This window comes from Ruegeria sp. BC8, from assembly GCF_056535705.1.
The window spans coordinates 1306420-1324898 of sequence record NZ_JBQFIV010000001.1 but is presented as its reverse complement, the minus strand read 5'-3'; the positions used below and the strand labels follow the sequence as shown (position 1 = coordinate 1324898).

Here is an 18479-nt window from a genome sequence, read left to right as displayed (position 1 = left end):
CAAATGACGTCAAGGCGCTTGCACATGCAAGGCTTCCGACCTAAAGGCCGGGTATGACCGAGACATCCCATGACCGCCTTCTGATCATCGACTTCGGCAGCCAGGTAACGCAGCTGATCGCCCGCCGCCTGCGCGAGTTGAACGTCTATTGCGAAATCCACCCCTACCAGAACGTCACGACGGATTTCGTGCGTGACATGGCCCCGCGCGCCATCATCTTTTCGGGCGGGCCGGACAGCGTGACCCGCGAGGGATCACCGCGCGTCCCGCAAGAGATATTCGAGTATGGCGTTCCGATCCTGGGCATCTGCTATGGCCAGCAGGTCATGATGCACCAGCTGGGCGGCAAGGTCGAAAGCGGCCACGGCACCGCCGAGTTCGGACGGGCATTCGTGACGCCGCGCGGCAAGCTCGACCTGCTCGAGGGCTGGTTCACCGATGGCAACGAACAGGTCTGGATGAGCCACGGCGACCATGTCAGCCAAATCGCACCAGGGTTCGAGGTGTTCGGCACCTCGCCCAACGCGCCCTTCGCGATCACCGCCGATACCGACCGCCATTTCTATGCCGTTCAGTTCCACCCCGAGGTGCACCACACCCCCAAGGGCGCAAAACTGTACGAGAATTTCGTGAAGCTGGCCGGGTTCAAGGGCGACTGGACCATGGGCGCCTATCGCGACGAGATGATCCGCAAGATCCGCGAACAGGTCGGCGACAAGAAGGTGATCTGCGGTCTGTCGGGCGGTGTCGACAGCTCGGTCGCCGCTATCCTTATCCACGAGGCGATCGGCGACCAGCTGACCTGCGTTTTCGTCGATCACGGCCTGCTGCGCAGGAACGAGGCGCAGGAAGTCGTCTCGATGTTCCGCGACAACTACAACATCCAACTGATCCACGCGGATGAAAGCGAGCTGTTTCTGGGCGAGCTCGAAGGCGTTTCGGACCCCGAGACCAAGCGCAAGATCATCGGCAAGCTGTTCATCGACGTGTTCCAGAAACACGCCGACACGATTGAGGGCGCCGAGTTCCTGGCCCAGGGCACGCTCTACCCCGATGTCATTGAATCGGTGTCGTTTTCCGGCGGCCCGTCAGTCACGATCAAATCGCATCACAACGTCGGCGGCCTGCCCGAGAAGATGGGCCTGAAACTGGTCGAGCCGCTGCGCGAACTGTTCAAGGACGAGGTGCGCGCGCTGGGCCGTGAACTGGGTCTGCCGCCCAGTTTCATCGGCCGCCACCCCTTCCCCGGACCGGGCCTGGCCATCCGCTGCCCGGGCGAGATCACCCGCGAAAAGCTGGAGATCCTGCGCGAGGCCGACGCGATCTATATCGACCAGATCCGCAAGCACGGCTTGTATGACGAGATCTGGCAGGCCTTCGTCGCGATCCTTCCGGTGCGCACGGTCGGCGTGATGGGCGACGGGCGCACCTATGACTATGCCTGCGCCTTGCGGGCGGTGACATCTGTCGATGGGATGACGGCGGATTACTATCCGTTCACCCACGAATTCCTGGGCGAAACCGCCACCCGGATCATCAACGAGGTCAAAGGCATCAATCGTTGCACCTATGACATCACCTCCAAGCCTCCGGGCACGATCGAATGGGAATAAACCTGTTTGCGATGTTTGTTCCAATTTGCGCAAACCATCGTTAAATCTGTGGTAATAGCATTGAAGCACTGAGGCAAAGAAATGGGAAATGCAAGCAGGGCCTACAAGAGACTACGTTCCTGGGCTTTTGGAGCGCATAGGCAAGCCACAAAGCGTTTCCACCGCGATCGCGCCACCTGGCTGAAGCAAGGGGGAGAAATAACACATTCTTTCCCGATTATTACTGACTTCTCGGAAAACGCCGGCCAGGCAAAGGGGCACTATTTTCATCAAGATTTGCTGGTAGCTTCGCTGATCCACGCCAGCAAACCAACACGGCACGTCGACATAGGCTCTCGAATCGACGGTTTTGTCGCCCACGTAGCTTCATTTAGAGAGATTGAAGTCATCGACATTCGTCCATTGCCTCCCACAGCGCACAACAATATCAGGTTTTTGCAAATGGATCTGATGAATGAAGCTGAAGTTGAGTTAGCTGACTCCATATCATGCCTGCACGCAATTGAACACTTCGGCCTTGGACGCTATGGCGATCCCATAGCCGTAGATGGCCACGTAAAGGGCATTAGCAATCTAGTGAAAATGCTCAAACCCGGAGGAACCCTGTACATTAGCGTTCCGATCGGAAAAGGCAATGAAGTTCATTTCAATGCTCATCGCGTAATGGATCCTAGATATATTCTAGATAATCCAGAAATTAAAAGTGAAATGAACCTGAAACGCTTTGATTACGTAGACGACAAAGGTGATTTGCACACAAACGGGACTATTGAAGAAACAATAGGCCGCTTTCGATTCGGATGTGGCATATACACACTCCAAAAAAAGCCCTATCTGCCTTCCCTCAAGAAAAAATGAAAAACATTTTCAAGTCGAAACTAATTGAATCACTTAGATGGCGCGAGCAAACCGTAAGTGATTTGGGGCTATTCTTTGGCAAGCCTTTTCCATCCGAAGAGGGCAAAATCGTGGGATTGACCGTCCAGCCATACGGTCGTATGGGAAACAACTTGCTTCAGATTTCAAATGCGATCCTTCTGGCCCGTGCTCTCGGGTTGAACTATTTACGACTGCCCGAAACGCAGATTTTGAAACTACCTGAACCGGCAACAATAAACGGATTGACGCTCTTGCCCCCAGGACACAGTCTAAAGGGCTATGGTGGCTTTTTGACGAGTGGATTTTTCCGCGAAACTAGGCTCGAACGTCTTGGATGCACGATGGAAACTAGGCGAAGGGTCATTCAAAAGTACATCGTTCCGCACTTGAACTGTGCCCCTACTCTACCCGAAGCACGGTGCTGTCTCACGATACACATTCGTTCAGGAGATGTGTTTGATCCAAATCCGCATCCCGGATATCCCCAACCTCCCTTGTCTTTCTACAAAAAAGCCATCGAAGACGCGCAAAAAAAACTAGGAATAACCCAAGTTCAACTCGTGTTTGAAGATCGCAAAAACCCATGTATTCCGGCACTTGAAGAATACATAAAGCACTCAGGTCTTTCACTGAGGATACAGTGTGGCACTTTGCTTGAAGATGTCGCAGTTTTATTATCCGCTCCGAATTTGGTCTTTGGGTATGGGACGTTCGGCCTTGGAATCTGCCTCTTGAGTAAAGTGTGTGAATCCATTTACGTTTTTGGGCCCAGCGGCTATGCCTACTCCAAGTTTTCCACACTAAAGAACTTGACAGTCTATGATGATATCTCGGGCATCTATCCACGCGTCGGCGAGTGGAAGGGCACTGAAGAGCAGCTAAATTTGATGGTCACGCTCCCGCAATCCGCCGTCATTCAAGTAGATGAAAACAAGCCCGACGTTGATGGAGACGCGCAATGGTGGACACATTTGGATACAGAGGTATGAGAAAGAAGAAGACAGTGTCTTTGCAAATTTTCACGTGTGAGCGGCCCTCAAACTAAAAAGGTGAACCGATTTTTGATAGCTGGAAAACCGCGCTGTGGATGACCGGGGCGATCGCTTCTTTCTCGTCAATGGCCGTTGCCGGGCGCGAGCTTAGCCTGACGCACGACACGTTTGAAATCATGATGTACCGCAGCATTGTCGGCGTCATCGTCGTTTCGGCCGTTTTGACGGCAACCGGCAAATGGCACCAGGTATCGACACAACGTCTGGGTCTGCACGCGGTTCGAAACTCGTTGCATTTTGCGGGCCAAAACCTGTGGTTCTACGCTGTCAGCGTCATCCCGCTGGCGCAGGTTTTTGCGTTGGAATTTACGCAACCGATATGGGTCGTACTCCTGTCTCCGCTTCTGCTGGGCGAACGCCTGACACCCACGCGGGTCATGTCGGCAATCATAGGTTTCGCAGGCATATTGATCGTCGCCCGACCCGGAGCCACACCGCTCACGCCCGGTGTTCTTGCAGCGGCCTCCTCGGCTGTTTTCTTTGCGCTTACAACGATTTCGACGAAGAAACTGACAGGGTTCGCCAGCATCGGATGCATCGTTTTCTGGCTGACTACGATGCAGGCCGCAATGGGTCTTGCTGTTGCCGGAGCGGACGGGCAGATCGTCCTGCCAACCGCTCAAAGCGCGCCCCTGTTGTTGCTGGTCGGGCTGGCCGGCCTGCTGGCCCATTTCTGCATTACAAACGCGCTTGCCATCGCTCCGGCCACGGTCGTTATTCCCTTTGATTTCGCGCGCCTGCCGACGATCGCCATTGTTGGGATGCTGCTGTATCACGAACCCCTGGATCAGTGGACCATGCTGGGCGCCGTCGTGATTTTCTCGGGCATATTCCTGAATGTCTGGTCCGAAGGCCGCGCGGGATCGGGCACTCTGGCAAAAACCACACACAAAAACTGACGTTCGGTCACTGGCAGAAACTAACGTGTGGTCAGTGGTTGACGTTTTTTTAAACTCCCCGTGAATAATGGTCACAGAAATCACCGCCACTGACACTCACAAGACAATACTGTGGCGCCGGATAGTGAAAAGGGAGGAATACATGAAGAAAGCGCTGTTACAGGCGTGCGTGCTCTGTGCAGGGGCGACCGCCGCTCATGCCGGCGGGCTTGACCGAAGCGGTCAGGGCATCAACCTGATTTTTGAAGAGGGCTCAGTTGTCCAGTTTCGTCTGGGGTACACGAACCCCAGTGTCAGCGGCACGATGCCAAATATTTTTGGAGCACTAGAACCAGTCGACTCTGGAAACGTAGCCAATGACTTCTTTTCTCCGCATCTAGGTTACAAAAGAGCTTTGACGGATCAGCTTGATTTTGCTTTGATCTACGACCAGCCGTACGGTGCCGATATCGCGTACTCGCCAAACTATCCCCTTTCTCAAGGCGGGGGTGCCAACGATGTACTCCGAGCGAAAGCAGATACCGACGCGATTACGGCTTTGCTGCGTTATAAGTTCGACAATGGTTTTAGTGCTTTGGGCGGGCTGCGAGTACAACGTGTAAAGGCCAGTGTCGGGGTTCCGATAACGGGCGACTACACTGTAGAAACCGACGATGCGACAGACTTCGGGTACGTTATCGGTGTCGCTTGGGAAAAGCCGGAAATCGCCGCACGTGTTGCCTTGACTTACAACTCAAAGATTTCCCACGATCTCTCGCAAACCGAAACATTGGCTGGCGGTGCATTCTCCGCTGAAACCGCCAGCACCATTGAGACCCCGCAGTCTGTTAACCTCGATTTCCAGACAGGTGTTGCGGCCAAAACATTGTTGTTCGGATCGGTACGCTGGGTCGACTGGCCGCAAACCGTTTATGCTCCTCCTAACTATCCCGCCAACCCTCTGGTTGATTACGATGACGCAACCTGGACATACTCGCTGGGTCTTGGCTACCAGTTCTCTGAACAGTTCTCGGGCGCAGTGACCCTTGGCTATGAATCGGCAACCAATGAGCCCGTTTCCAACCTGGGTCCGACCGACGGGTTCTGGAGCATCGGCCTTGGCGGCACCTACTCGATGGAACGCGCCAAGATTTCGGGCGGCGTTCGCTATACCGATCTGGGCGACGCAACCGCTGACGGTGCTGGCGGGGTGCGGGCGAACTTCTCTGGAAACAGCGCGTGGAGCGTTGGTGTTCAGGTGACCTACGCCCTGAACTAAGGGATACGCTCATACAGAATTGGAAAACCCCGCCCTTGTGGCGGGGTTTTTCGCATGATCCGGGTCGCTTACCGAATTGCCGAATGCGAGTATTCCGCGTGAGGCAAACCGAAACATGCAAGAAATAGCCATGACGCAACAAAAATCCCTCTCCGCCCTTGCCTGGTTCGAGCTCATTCTTCTTGGGCTGATCTGGGGCGCGTCCTTCCTGGCGATCCGCGTCGCACTGGACACGATACCTGTGATGACGGCCGTGTTTCATCGCGTTTTCTGGGCGGCGCTCGTACTTTGGGCCGTCGTTCTCCTCCGCCGAGAAACGATCCCAAGGGACCCGCGTATTTGGGGCGCTTTTGTGGTCATGGGTCTGTTGAACAACGTATTGCCCTTCTCGCTGATGGCCTGGGGCCAATTGTATGTCGACACCGGTCTGACCTCGATCTTAAACGCTACCACGGCAATCTTCGGTGTTCTGGTTGCGGCTGCGTTCTTTCCCGACGAGCGACTGACCAAACGCCGAGCCGTGGGTGTTGCGCTTGGCTTTGGTGGAGTTTCCACTGCAATCGGGTTGCACAATTTCCTTGGGTTCAGCCTGCAAAGCGCTGCTCAATTGGCCATCCTGGCGGGGACCGTATCCTATGCGCTGGCGGCTGTCTGGGCCCGTTTGCGCTTGTCAGGCCTGGCGCCGCAGGTTGCGGCGGCGGGAATGCTGAGCGGGTCAACCATCGTCATGCTGCCGGTAATGCTGCTCGTCGACGGTGTGCCATCGTTCGACCTGCCTATGACAACTTGGCTCGCCGTAGCTTATTATGCACTCGTCGCTACTGCTGGTGCCTACTTGCTGTACTACAGGGTTCTGGCCGCAGCCGGTAGCGGCAACCTGCTGCTGGTCACCCTGATCATCCCTCCGGTCGCCATTCTGCTGGGCGCCTATGTCCGGCACGAAACCCTTGCCCCGAATGCCTTCATCGGCTTTGCAATCCTTGCATTGGGGTTATTGATCCTAAGCCGATCCCGCGGCCGAGATTGACGCCATCGCCGGGCCGATTTAGCTAGGACAAAACAAGGGACGGTTGCACATGATCTACAGCTCGGCGAAGGACTGGCGCGAAGCGGCGCGCAAAAAGGTGCTGTTTTTCGGCATGTCCGGCTTGGGCAAGACTTATGTGTCAAACATCCTTCGCGACTCGGGCGACTGGTTCCACTACTCGATCGATTATCGAATTGGCACGCGTTACATGGGTGAATACATCACCGACAACGCCAAGGCTGAAGCCATGAAAGTTCCCTTTCTGCGGGACCTGCTGCTCTCTGACTCGATCTATATCGGATCCAACATTTCGTTCGAAAACCTGACGCCGGTCGCCGCCTATCTGGGCAAGCCCGGAAACCCGGCCCTGGGTGGGCTGGCGATGCCGGAATATCGGCGTCGACAAGAGCAGTTCCGCCAGGCCGAAATCCACGCTCTGCTGGACACCGAATATTTCATTGACCGCGCTCAGCGTCTGTACGGGTACCCGCACTTCATCTGTGACACCGGCGGGTCAATCTGCGAATGGGTGGACCCTGACAACCCTTCCGACCACGTCCTGTCGGAGCTGTCGCGCCAGACCCTGATGGTCTGGATCAAGGGTGACGACGATCACACCGCCGAACTGATCCGACGGTTCGACAAGGCTCCCAAACCGATGTCGTATCAGGCCGATTTTCTGACGCGCACCTGGCAGGAATACCTTGATCAGCACGGCTGCGCCGAGGCAGAGGTCAATCCCGACGACTTCATCCGCTGGACCTATGCCCGAGCCCTTGCCCACCGCCAGCCCAGATACCGATCCATGGCTGAAAATTGGGGGGTCACCGTTACCGCCGACGCAATCGGCAAGGTGCGGGATGCGCGTGATTTCGATGAGTTGATCGAGAGCACACTTGAGACCCGCGCCGCGGCGTCCTAACTAGAACGCTTCAGAAGAAACTGGAAAAGTCCGCCTCATGCCTATCAAGATTCCGTCCGACCTCCCAGCCTTTGACGTTCTGACGAAAGAGGGCGTCATGGTCATGGCCGAGGATCAGGCCGCACGGCAGGACATCCGGCCCCTGAAGATCGGGTTGCTGAACCTGATGCCGAAGAAAATCCAGACCGAAAACCAGTTTGCCCGATTGATCGGCGCGACGCCTCTGCAGATCGAGCTGTCCCTGATCCGCATGACAGAGCATCAGACGAAAAACACCGCGGCCGAACACATGGAAGAGTTCTACCGCCCTTTTCAGGATGTGAAAGACCAGAAATTTGACGGCCTGATCATCACCGGCGCCCCCATCGAGCATCTGGAGTTTCAGGACGTCACCTATTGGGACGAACTGACCGAGGTTTTTGAATGGACCCGAACCAATGTGCATTCGACCTTCGGCGTGTGCTGGGGTGGAATGGCGATGATCTATCACTTTCATGGCGTCAAAAAGCATATGCTGGACGCCAAGGCGTTTGGGTGTTTCCGGCATCGGAACCTGTCACCGGCCTCGCCTTTCCTTCGAGGTTTCTCGGATGACTGCGTGATACCGGTCAGTCGTTGGACCGAAGTCCGTCAGGATGAAATAGATGCTGCCGAAGGGCTTGTGACCCTTCTGGGCAGCGACGAGGTCGGTCCGTGTCTGGTTGAAGATCGGCAGAACCGGGCGCTGTATATCTTCAATCACTTCGAATATGACAGTGACACCCTGAAACAGGAATACGACCGGGACGTGGCCAATGGCACTCCGATCAACGTGCCGATCAACTATTATCCCGACGATGACCCGTCCCGCACGCCTCAGAACCGGTGGCGCAGCCATGCGCATCTGTTGTATGGGAACTGGATCAACGAGATCTACCAGACCACTCCTTTCGACATGACGAAAATTGGTCATTAAGTCGTTGATATACCTGGGCCTGTTTGCGGCCCTTTTTGCGGCTTTGACGGCTTGGCTTGCCGCACGCCATGAGGCACGGGCCGAGGCCGCGTTTCCGCCAGAGGGCCAGGTATTGGATGTCGACGGCGTTACTGTACATGCCGTCGTAATGGGCGAAGGCCCAGATGTCGTCCTGATCCACGGGTCCAGCGGCAATACCCGGGACATGACGTTTGCTCTGGCGCCGTTGCTGGCAAAGTCCTTCCGGGTCATTGTATTCGACCGGCCGGGGCTGGGCTATTCTCAGAGCTTCTCGGCGGCTGGCGAAACCATCGTTGAGCAGGCAGAAATCCTGCAAAAAGCTGCCGCGATGCTGGGGGCCGACAAACCCATCGTCGCCGGCCAAAGCTATGGCGGGTCGGTATCACTGGCCTGGGCTGTGACGCGCCCTGACAACATCTCGGCTCTGGTCCTGATCGCCCCGGCCGCGGTGCCATGGGAAACTCCGCTCGATTCCTTCAACCGCATTGCCTCGACCGCCTGGGGAAATGCTCTCGTCCTGCCGTTGATCACCGCCTACGTTCCGGACTGGTACGTCAACAAGGCCCTGGATACGGTCTTTGCCCCCCAGACCGCACCCGAAGGCTATGCCGAGCATTTTGGCCCGGCCCTGACGCTTCGCCGGTCGTCGATGCATGCCAACGCAAAACAACGGGCCAACCTCCTGGATGAAGTTGCCGAACTGCAACCGCGCTACCCTGAGATATCGGTGCCCACCGAAATCGTGCATGGTACAGCAGATACGACAGTTGGTCTGGGCTGGCATTCCGAACGGCTGATCGAACAAATCCCCGGCGCTGAGCTGATCGAACTTGAAGGCATGGGGCACATGCCGCAGGTGGTGGACGCTCCGGAAGTTGCTGCTGCGGTCGAACGCGCCGCGGAACGAGCGGGTTTGCGTTAACCCCGCCCGTAATCCATAGTAGAAACTGGATTTTATGGCGAGGCAACTCATGACCCGTGCAGCGGACCGAGCAATCAACAGCTACTTTCGGAACGACGCTCCCGAGAGCGTGCGAAAGGCCATCGAAGACGCTGAAAAAGGCGACATCCTGAACCCCAGCTACCCATATCAGGAGAGGATGAAGCGCAAGGACTATGACAAGCAGATGGAGGCCCTGCAGATCGAACTGGTCAAGATGCAGGCATGGGTCAAGGAAACCGGACAACGCATCGCGATCGTGTTCGAGGGCCGGGATGCAGCAGGCAAAGGCGGTACGATCAAGCGATTCCGGGAAAACCTGAACCCGCGTGGCGCCCGCAATGTCGCCCTCAGCAAACCCTCCGACGCCGAGCGCAGCCAATGGTATTTCCAGCGGTACATCCAGCACCTGCCATCAGCCGGCGAGATCGTTTTCTTCGATCGCAGCTGGTACAACCGGGGGGTCGTCGAAAACGTCTTTGGATTCTGTACCGCAGACCAGCGGGAACGCTTCTTCAGGCAAGTCATGCCGCTGGAGATCGGGCTTGTGCATGACGGCATTCACCTTTTCAAGTTCTGGCTCAACGTCGGACGCGCAGAACAGCTCAATCGGTTTCTCGCGCGCGAGAACGACCCGCTGAAACAATGGAAACTGAGCCCTATAGACATCGCCGGTCTGGGCAAATGGGATGAATACACGCAGTCGATTTCTGAAACTCTGACACGCTCCCATTCCGATCTGTGCCCTTGGACGATCATCCGTTCGGACGACAAGAAGCGTGCCCGGCTTGCGGCAATCCGGGCGGTATTGTCGACCTTGGACTATGACGAAAAGGACGCCGAAGCCGTTGGAGAGCCCGACCCGATGATTTGTGGCGGACCGGAAATCTGGGATGCGTAGTCTAGGGCGCCTTTGGTCAAGCGGTGGCCCCTCCGATCGTGCCCCGGGGATTGGACCTGCTGCGCCGCGTGCATTATGTCTGGTTGGTAAAAGAGCACGCAACCACAGGCAGGTGCCGTCGGAATGACCAAACGCGGCTATCACCATGGAAATCTGAAACAGGCGCTGATCGACGCCGCCCTCTCGCTGATCGAAGAAAAAGGTCCGACCGGCTTCACATTGTCTGAGGCCGCAAAACGGGCCGGTGTCACCCCAGCCGCGGTTTACCGACACTATCAGGGTCGCGAGGATCTGATCGCCGAGGCGGCCCGTCAGGGGTTCGAGATGTTCGCGGACCTCATGCAGTATGCCTATGACAAGGGGCAGCCCTCGGCGCTGGCCGCTTTCGAAGCGACCGGGCGCGCATATCTGGCGTTTGCGCGCAAGCATCCCGGCCATTACATCTCGATGTTCGAAAGCGGAATCTCGGTCAACCGGACGCCCGAGCTGGCGCTGGCCGCCAACCGTGCAAAGGAGGTTCTGGAAATGGCTGCGGCCGACCTTTCAGAACACATTCCGCCGGAAAAGCGACCACCGGCGTCTATGTTCAGCGCGCATATCTGGGCGATGAGCCATGGTGTCGTCGAGCTTTATGCCCGCAATGCGGGGGCCAGTTCGCCCTTCCCGCCCGAAGACCTTCTGGAATCCGGCATCGGCATTTACCTCAGAGGGTTGGGGCTGGTTCCGCCCGACGAATGATCGTCAGAACATTCGGCTGGCATGCGGTGCGTTCAGCCGTGAGGTGACATTGATCAGATCCATCATGCCCATCCCCTTGATGTCGACCGGACCCAGATCCGAGACCTGAAATTCATCGATCAGGGCGTATTTCATCTCTTCCGGGGCAACGATGTTCATGGGGTTCGCAAAGACCTGCAACCGCGATGCTATATTCACGGCCGGTCCGAAAACGTCATAGACGTATTTCTGGATCCCTACCACGGACCCAACGGCAGGCCCCATGCCAAGCCCGATCCGAGCCTGCCATTTGTGCGGATGACTTTCGTTGCGCCGTTCCAGATACCGCAGAAATCGGACCGCACAATGCGCAACCGCCGTGGCATGGTCGGGCGTGGCGTCGGGCATGCCTGAGACCGCAAGATAAGCGTCTCCGATCGTCTTGATCCGTTCACACCCGAACTGTTCGACGATCCGGTCGAAGGCGGTGAAGATGTCATTCAACTCGCTGAGGGTGACCGTAGGGTCGGTTTTTGCCGCAAAATCCGTAAAGCCGACGAAATCCAGCATGACCACGGAAACCTGATCATACAGCTGAGGCGTCACTACGCCGAAGGTTTTGAACTCCTCATAAACCGCACGCGGCATCAGATTCAGCAAAAGCCGTTCGACCCGTTCCTTTTCTCTTTCCAACTCGCGGGTGTTGCGCTCGACCATGGTCGAATAGCTGTCGATCATGCTTTCCAGCTCACGAATTTTCGTGATGTTCTGACATTCGACAACCAGAACCTGCTCATCCATCCCGTTGGCCAAGGAAATCGTTACAGCAAAGATCAGCGTGCGGCGTTTCGGCTTCATCTGCAGCTCTGCCGAATACCGCAGGCCCGATTGCTTGACGTCATCCAGCTCGCGCTGGTCCAGATCCGGCAAAATATCCAAAAGTGTCTGACCGGGCTCGGGCTTGCCGAACCATTCGGCGAATGGGCCATTGTGGAACACGAAGGTCAGGTCCGAGGCCCGCAATACTGCAACACCGACCCCGATGGCACGCAGCAGATGCTCGTTGATGGCCAGAATGCTCATGCCGCATCCCGGGCAACGATGATCGCCCTCTTGCCCTCGATCGCAGCCAGCGCGACCTGCACGTCATCTTCGGTCATTCCATGAATTGAAAGTGCTTCACCGAACAGCGTAGCCATCTCGTCGAAATCATCATGGCTGATGTTGAGGTGCCGATGCACAGCCTCGATCCGATCATCACTGAAAGACGCTGGTCCACCCACCAGAGACGAAACGAACTTGGTTTGATGATCGATCAACCGAGGCAAGTCGATGTCTTCGAAGTAGCCTCCGATCTCATCCGATTCCAATGCCATTTCGTAAAATGTCATCACGATCCGGCTGATGGTTTTGAACCCGCCGTATTTTTCGTAAATCGTTTGACCCACACCAAAACCCCAAAAAATCGCGCAGTAACACTGCGAGATTATATCAAATCGAGAGTTTTGTTAACGTTTATGCGCCTTGCGACCGGCGCGGATGGTTGGAACCGCTCGGTTTTTCACCACTGGCTCAAAGACTTCAGGACCAAGGGCGCACGATCAGATCGTCGGCACAGGGAATGAAGCCCACCATGCCGCCGCGCTGGACAAGCCGCGCCTGACCGCCCAGCTTCCATGTCAGTTTGCGGCCGGCCGACTGAAGCTCGCGCCGCAGCCGAAACCAAGTGGGGCCCTTGTCCAATCCGCTGTTCGTGGCGGCGTTTTGGGTTCGCTCACTGCTTTTGATCGGCTCGTCGATCTGCTCCTGCCGTCCCGACCAGATCATCTGGACACCAACGGCCGGAAAGCACTGAAACATGTTCCAATCCCTGCGCGGCAAGGACAGAAAATCATCGAGATGGTCCGAATATCTCTGCGACCAGGCCAACAATTTGCGGCAGCCTGCCTGTGACAGAACATAGGCCGCCGCACTTGGCGCCATTTCCAGCATTGGGCGCACGCGGACATTTCCGATCCCGGTCTCCGGCCCAAAGCGCAGTGACCGGGGCGAGTAATCCAATTTGACGCAATCATAGGCTTCCGGGTGGTTCAGCACTTCGGTGATCACCCGGCCAGCGTCAGAGGACATTTCCACATCATCCTCAAAGACGACAGCGGCTGGAAGGTTCCGATCGGCGATCCGCTGCCAAACCGATCTATGGCTTTCGAAACAGGCGATTTCGCTGGTCGTCAGACCCCAGCGCGTTCCCGTTCCCGCGACATATCCGTTTTGCTCCAACGCGCCCGACTGACTGGCATCCGTGGCGCTAATCCTAAGTGCACCCACAAGACCCGCCTTCTGAAACTGCGCTTCCATGAAAGCTCGGCGCTCGGGCACACGGTCCAGATTGATGTAATAGACGCTGTCGCCTGCCATCTGCTGGGTTATCTGCACCGGAAGTCCTTTCGCATCGCGCGCCGCTTTATTGGCCATATCCTCAGTTGGGACTGGAAGTCCAGATTGCACCGCCGGCAGATCTACGGCCAGCGGGCTGAGCGAACTGACTGGCTACAGCTTGTTCAGCCGATGCTTTTCCAAGATGTCGATGATGACGGATTTGGCATGCAGCCGGTGCTGGCGATGCCGGTCGCGCGCCACATCAGGTTTGCCGTCGCGGATTGCGGTATAGACCGCACGGTGATCCTCATTCGACTTGACCGGCAACGGGCGAATGAACAGGGTCGAGGCCCGCGCCCTGCGGACCTGGTCGCTCATCATGGACACGATGCTTTCCACTCGGCGGTTGCCACCCAACCGGACAAGCTCGCGGTGGAACAGGTCGTCGGCCTTGGCCCACGCCTCTAGGTCTTCGTCACCGATGGCGCGATCCATTTGGGCGATCGAGTCCGCCAACGGCTGAAGGTCTTGCTCGGAAAATCCGGCCTGGGCCGCGCGTTCGGCTGCAAGGCTCTCCAACTCGGTCAGAATGTCATAGATCTCGCGCATGTCATCCGGAGATACCGGCAGGATCCGCACCCCTTTGCGCGGCCGCATTTCCAACAGGCCCTTGCTTTCCAGCATAAGCGCTGCTTCGCGAACCGGCGTGCGCGACATCCCCAACTGCTCGGCCAGTTCGGTTTCCAAATGGTCGGTGCCCGCGGCCAACTCTCCGGTCAGGATCATCCGCCGCAAGTCCCGCACGGCGCGCTGGGTATTCGAGAGAGCCTTGCCGGTCTCGTTTTTCATTCGGCCTCCAAAACGATTTTCCTGCCCTCCGCATCAGATCTGTAGATCGCCTGTTCAATGCGGATAACGTCCAGATAGTCCGGGCCAGTATTTTCCAAATGCGTTCCATTTAGAAGACCGGATATGACATGCTGCTGCAATGCGTGCACGCAATCGCCGCCAAAGCCCTCCCATTTATCGGGTGCAAGCAACTGCTCTCTGCTCTGGCTGCCGAATTCCCGCAGCCCAACGGCGCCAAAGCCATCCATCGTCAGTGTTCCGCCAGTGCCTTCGATCAAGGCCTCCCCCATGGTGCGGCGCAGATTGTCCGAGGCATGATCCAGGTTCCGGTTGCCATCGAATACGGCCCTCAAGCCGTTTTCGAACTCAAAGATGACATAGCCTGCGTCCTCTCCGGCAATGACCGGGTTTATCCGCCGCAGATCCGCATAAACCGAGACTGGCTTGCCGAACAAGAACCGGAACGTATCGACCCAATGCACCGCCGTTTCGTGGATCAAAAAACGCGGCATTTTCTGAAAATATGGTTGCCGATCAAGATAGGCGCGCGGCCCCTGCCCGTCGCCCGGGCGCAGCCGGAACGTGGCCTGCAACGGCGTCCCGATATCCCCGCGTGTCAGGGCGTCCTTCATCACCCGATACCACGGCTGAAAGCGAAAATTCTCGTGGACAACGACGGTGGCTCCGGCATCCCGAGCATCCTGCAGAACAGCCTCTGCTTCTGCCAGAGATCGACAAAACGGTTTTTGGCACAGGATCCAACCCACACCTGCGTCCAGCGCGGCACGAATTGAGTCGGCATGACCCTCAGGCGGCAGGATTATGTCCAACAGCTGGGGAGATTCCCGGGCCAGCATCGACGGCAGATCATCATAGGCAGGCAACCCAGTGGCGGCCGCCTTCTCGAGATCGCGATCACATGCGGCGACCAGTTGAACCTGCGGTATGCGGCGCCAGCTGCCATAGTGGAACTGGCTGAAATAGCCGGCGCCGACACAGGCGACACGAATGAACTGCTGGCTGCTCACGCCAAAAACACCCTGTCCGCCACCGCCCGCGCTGCGGCCAGCGTGTCGGCTTCTCCGCCCAGATCACGGGTCAAAATTCGGCCCTCGGATACGACGCTGTCGACTGCCGCGTGCAACCGTTGCCCATCGCGCGACAACGCGGGGTTTTGATGCCGCAACCCAAGCCATTCCAGCATCATCGCCGCCGACTGGAACATGGCAAACGGATTGGCGATGCCTTCCCCGGCAATGTCAGGGGCGGATCCGTGACAGGGCTGGAACACCGCATGACCCAGACCAATGTCAGCCGAGGGCGCCAGCCCCAGCCCTCCCATCAGACCGGCCCCAAGGTCAGACAGGATGTCTCCGAACATGTTTTCCGTGACAAGAACATCAAATTCCCAAGGCTTCTGAACCATCCACAAGGCCGTTGCATCCACATAGGCATGATCCGCAACCAAATCCGGGTGACGCTCAGCCTCGGCATCGAACAGATCTCGGAAGAATGCAAAGGCCCGGAAGACGTTGGCCTTGTCCACACAGGTGACTCGACCCCGACCCTGCCCGGATGCCTTTCGGTCATGCGCCAACTGGAAGGTAAACCGAAACAGCTTTTCGCAGACCTCTCGGGTGATCAGCAGCGTCTCGCGCGCCTCATCCTCGGTCACTTCTCCGCACCCCTGGGTGTGAAACAACCCCTCAGTACTTTCGCGGATCAGAACGAAGTCAATTTCCTTGCCCGGCGGCAGGGCCAATGGTGTCGCCTGCCCGGCCCTCACCCGCACAGGGCGCACACCGGCAAACAGCCCCAGCGCCTTGCGGAGGTCGATCTGAGGGGAAATCTCAGTCCCATCCGGGTACCGAACGTCCGGCAAACCCATCGCGGACAATAGAATGGCATCCGCCTGCCGCGCCGCATCCATTGAAGTTTTCGGAAATGATTCTCCGGTTTGCGCATAGTGGGCTGCCCCGGCCGGAACCTCCCGAAACTCAAGTGTATAGTCCTCGGTCTGCTCCGACAGCTGCGCAAGGATGCTTAGCGTCGGAGCCATGATTTCCGGGCCGATCCCGTCCCCGTGGAACACTGCAATCTGTAGTTTCTCGGCCATATGCGCCCTGCGTCCTTTTCCTGTGTTCTTGCGTTCGACCTTAAATCAATTCCGGTCGTTGACAACGCATTGTGTAACGTATACGCAATTAAATGCAACAACAAACACATCACTGCATCTGGGAGGAAAAGATGAAGTCGAAAATCGCAAGGTTGGCCGCGGCCGCCCTAATGACGGCAGGTGCCGCAGGGCTCACCAGCGCGCAGGAGTATCCTTACCGGGACATTACCACCGCCGTCGTCTGGGGCGCCGGAGGCGGTACCGACACCATCAACCGGATGATCATGGCCGAGATGGAGAAACATCTGCCGGTGTCGATCAACGTGATCAACCAGACCGGAGGCGTGGCGGGTTCAAACGGAATGGTCTACGTCATGAACCAGCCTGATGACGGCTATACGTTGGTGGGACTTTCCGAATCGAACGTGACCGCCGCCGTCCAGGGCGGCTGGGACAAAAAGTTCGACTACTGGTATCCGTTCATCGTTGGCGGCTCGCCTGATTTGATCTCGGTTCCAGCCGACAGCCCCTACAACAGCCTTGAAGAGCTGGTGGACGCGGCGAAGGCCGCGCCCGGAACCATCCCCGCGGCAGCCTCGGGTGCGGGATCCATCCACCACCTGAACCTGCTGGCCATCGAAAAGGGTTCGGGCGCCGAGTTCAAATTCGTCCCCTACAAAGGCTCAGCTCCGGGGCAAGAGGCCGCCATCGCCGGTGAAGTTGCGCTGGTCGTGACCTCGCTGGCGGAACAGGCCCCGCTGATCGAAGGCGGACAGTTGCGCCCGCTGGCGATGCTGACACCTGAAAACGCGGAAATCGCGGGAATGACCGTTCCTTCGGCCTTTGGCATCTATGACGGGCTCGACCAATATTTGCCGCTGAAACAGGCAATCGGCTTTGCGGTCCACAATTCGGCAAGCGACGATGTAAAGGCTAAACTGGCCGAAGCATTTCAGAAAGCCATGGCCTCGCAGGCCGTGGCCGATTGGGCCGCGGCAAACAATTATGACATCGGCGGACAGTACGGACCCGAGGCGCAGAAGCTGTTCTCAACGTTGGAATCCACCTTTGCATACACCCTGCAAGATTTGGGTGCGACGACCGTCGATCCGGCCTCTCTGGGCATCGAGAAGCCCTGAGCGACAAACGATCTTGGGGGCGCGGTTCCGCGCCCCTTTTTTTGCACGGGAGGGCAAAGTTGGAAAAGGCTGAGGACATTCTGGTCCTGCGCGCACGGGATTTCTGGGCGTCGCTGGTTTTGGGGGCGACATCGGTGTTCTTTCTGTGGAAGACCATGGACATCCCCTTGTGGGGTGAAAACAAGGCGGGGGTCAGCGGTACCCAATGGTACGACTCAGCAGCCATTGTTCCGTTGTTCATCTTTGTGGGCCTGTTGTGCCTCTCGACGGCGCTGTTCGTGATCTCGGTCCGGTCCGGCGGGGCGCGGCACGCCCTTGGTGCGGCTGGCATCGGCTGGAACCCTGACGAAGCATTTCGGTTTTCCACCATTGGCCTGATCCTTCTGGCTTATGTGGGCGGGCTGGTCCCGCGCGTCGATTTCATCCTGTGTTCCGGCCTTCTGATTACCGCTCTCATATTTGGGTACTACGGTGGGCACCCGCGGCGCGCGATGATCGCTTGCGGCGCCGTTTGCCTGGCTGGGTTCACGTCCTGGTTGCTCTACCCTGCTCAAGCCGACTGGAACGCACATGCGGACGACTGGATCACGTTGGGCATTTGGGTTGCCCTGACGATCCCGGTTTTGATCAAAGCCCGGTCCGAGCGGCTTTTGCGGGTTGTTCCCTACATTGCCGTCCTGGCCCCGTTTATTCTTGTTTGCGCCATGGCCTTCGGGTTTCGCCAGAATGTTCCGGCGCGCGGTGGCCTGCTGTTTCAACAAATCGAGTACCACTATTACGTGACGCTCCGCCCGATCTGGAAAGGCTAAGAC

19 protein-coding genes are annotated in these 18479 nt (G+C 57.4%); 13 read left to right on the top strand and 6 right to left on the bottom strand.

Translation table 11 applies throughout. The features are described 5' to 3' along the window. The first annotated feature begins 53 nt into the window (after positions 1-53). The 11 genes from guaA to ACR3EK_RS06660 all read left to right on the top strand — a co-directional run bounded on the left by guaA (position 54) and on the right by ACR3EK_RS06660 (position 11205). Positions 54-1613, top strand: coding sequence for a glutamine-hydrolyzing GMP synthase (gene guaA / locus ACR3EK_RS06710; RefSeq protein WP_480633001.1), 1560 nt, complete (start codon positions 54-56; stop codon positions 1611-1613). A gap of 81 nt (positions 1614-1694) precedes the next feature. Further along, the gene (locus ACR3EK_RS06705) at positions 1695-2471 is read left to right on the top strand and encodes a DUF268 domain-containing protein (protein ID WP_480633000.1); all 777 of its coding nucleotides are present in this window, start codon (positions 1695-1697) and stop codon (positions 2469-2471) included. Next, complete coding sequence (locus ACR3EK_RS06700) at positions 2414-3481, top strand: hypothetical protein (protein ID WP_170403434.1); 1068 nt, start codon at positions 2414-2416, stop codon at positions 3479-3481. The genes ACR3EK_RS06705 and ACR3EK_RS06700 overlap by 58 nt, the downstream gene beginning before the upstream one ends. Before the next feature lie 68 nt (positions 3482-3549). Continuing rightward, on the top strand, positions 3550-4443 hold the full coding sequence (locus ACR3EK_RS06695; RefSeq protein ID WP_480634010.1) for a DMT family transporter: 894 nt from the start codon (positions 3550-3552) through the stop codon (positions 4441-4443). A 142-nt stretch (positions 4444-4585) separates the two neighbouring features. Further along, positions 4586-5701, top strand: coding sequence for an OmpP1/FadL family transporter (locus ACR3EK_RS06690; protein ID WP_480632999.1), 1116 nt, complete (start codon positions 4586-4588; stop codon positions 5699-5701). A gap of 130 nt (positions 5702-5831) precedes the next feature. Continuing rightward, a complete protein-coding gene (locus tag ACR3EK_RS06685; RefSeq protein WP_480632998.1) occupies positions 5832-6728 on the top strand; it encodes a DMT family transporter in 897 nt (298 codons plus the stop codon). A gap of 49 nt (positions 6729-6777) precedes the next feature. After that, positions 6778-7650, top strand: a complete 873-nt coding sequence (locus ACR3EK_RS06680; RefSeq protein ID WP_480632997.1) for an ATPase — start codon at positions 6778-6780, stop codon at positions 7648-7650. Positions 7651-7687: 37 nt separating this feature from the next. Then, complete coding sequence (gene metA / locus ACR3EK_RS06675; RefSeq protein WP_170450179.1) at positions 7688-8605, top strand: homoserine O-acetyltransferase MetA; 918 nt, start codon at positions 7688-7690, stop codon at positions 8603-8605. Positions 8606-8648: 43 nt separating this feature from the next. Next, positions 8649-9548, top strand: a complete 900-nt coding sequence (locus tag ACR3EK_RS06670; RefSeq protein ID WP_480632996.1) for an alpha/beta fold hydrolase — start codon at positions 8649-8651, stop codon at positions 9546-9548. 49 nt (positions 9549-9597) lie between these two features. After that, a complete protein-coding gene (gene ppk2, locus ACR3EK_RS06665) occupies positions 9598-10467 on the top strand; it encodes a polyphosphate kinase 2 (RefSeq protein WP_480632995.1) in 870 nt (289 codons plus the stop codon). A gap of 123 nt (positions 10468-10590) precedes the next feature. Beyond that, positions 10591-11205, top strand: coding sequence for a TetR/AcrR family transcriptional regulator (locus ACR3EK_RS06660; protein ID WP_093961897.1), 615 nt, complete (start codon positions 10591-10593; stop codon positions 11203-11205). Positions 11206-11208: 3 nt separating this feature from the next. Here ACR3EK_RS06660 and ACR3EK_RS06655 read toward each other — a convergent pair whose 3' ends face one another. The 6 genes from ACR3EK_RS06655 to ACR3EK_RS06630 form a co-directional block, all read right to left on the bottom strand. Beyond that, the gene (locus ACR3EK_RS06655) at positions 11209-12267 is read right to left on the bottom strand and encodes an adenylate/guanylate cyclase domain-containing protein (protein ID WP_093961896.1); all 1059 of its coding nucleotides are present in this window, start codon (positions 12265-12267) and stop codon (positions 11209-11211) included. Beyond that, positions 12264-12632 (bottom strand): group I truncated hemoglobin, encoded by a 369-nt coding sequence (locus tag ACR3EK_RS06650; protein ID WP_480632994.1) that lies wholly within the window; start codon positions 12630-12632, stop codon positions 12264-12266. The genes ACR3EK_RS06655 and ACR3EK_RS06650 overlap by 4 nt, the downstream gene beginning before the upstream one ends. Positions 12633-12765: 133 nt before the next feature. Further along, complete coding sequence (locus ACR3EK_RS06645; protein ID WP_480632993.1) at positions 12766-13602, bottom strand: glycosyltransferase family 25 protein; 837 nt, start codon at positions 13600-13602, stop codon at positions 12766-12768. Positions 13603-13734: 132 nt separating this feature from the next. Then, positions 13735-14412, bottom strand: a complete 678-nt coding sequence (locus tag ACR3EK_RS06640) for a GntR family transcriptional regulator (protein ID WP_170357624.1) — start codon at positions 14410-14412, stop codon at positions 13735-13737. Then, the gene (locus tag ACR3EK_RS06635) at positions 14409-15440 is read right to left on the bottom strand and encodes a Gfo/Idh/MocA family protein (RefSeq protein ID WP_480632992.1); all 1032 of its coding nucleotides are present in this window, start codon (positions 15438-15440) and stop codon (positions 14409-14411) included. Before ACR3EK_RS06635 ends, ACR3EK_RS06640 begins: the two co-directional genes overlap by 4 nt. Continuing rightward, positions 15437-16528 carry an isocitrate/isopropylmalate dehydrogenase family protein gene (locus ACR3EK_RS06630; protein ID WP_480632991.1) on the bottom strand — a complete coding sequence of 364 codons (1092 nt, stop codon included), beginning with the start codon at positions 16526-16528 and terminating at the stop codon, positions 15437-15439. The genes ACR3EK_RS06635 and ACR3EK_RS06630 overlap by 4 nt, the downstream gene beginning before the upstream one ends. A 92-nt stretch (positions 16529-16620) precedes the next feature. Here ACR3EK_RS06630 and ACR3EK_RS06625 point away from each other — a divergent pair, with 92 nt between their 5' ends. Together ACR3EK_RS06625 and ACR3EK_RS06620 are read left to right on the top strand one after the other, a co-directional pair. Next, positions 16621-17667 carry a Bug family tripartite tricarboxylate transporter substrate binding protein gene (locus ACR3EK_RS06625; RefSeq protein WP_480632990.1) on the top strand — a complete coding sequence of 349 codons (1047 nt, stop codon included), beginning with the start codon at positions 16621-16623 and terminating at the stop codon, positions 17665-17667. 59 nt (positions 17668-17726) lie between these two features. Then, the gene (locus ACR3EK_RS06620) at positions 17727-18476 is read left to right on the top strand and encodes a hypothetical protein (RefSeq protein ID WP_170357620.1); all 750 of its coding nucleotides are present in this window, start codon (positions 17727-17729) and stop codon (positions 18474-18476) included. Positions 18477-18479 lie beyond the last annotated feature (3 nt).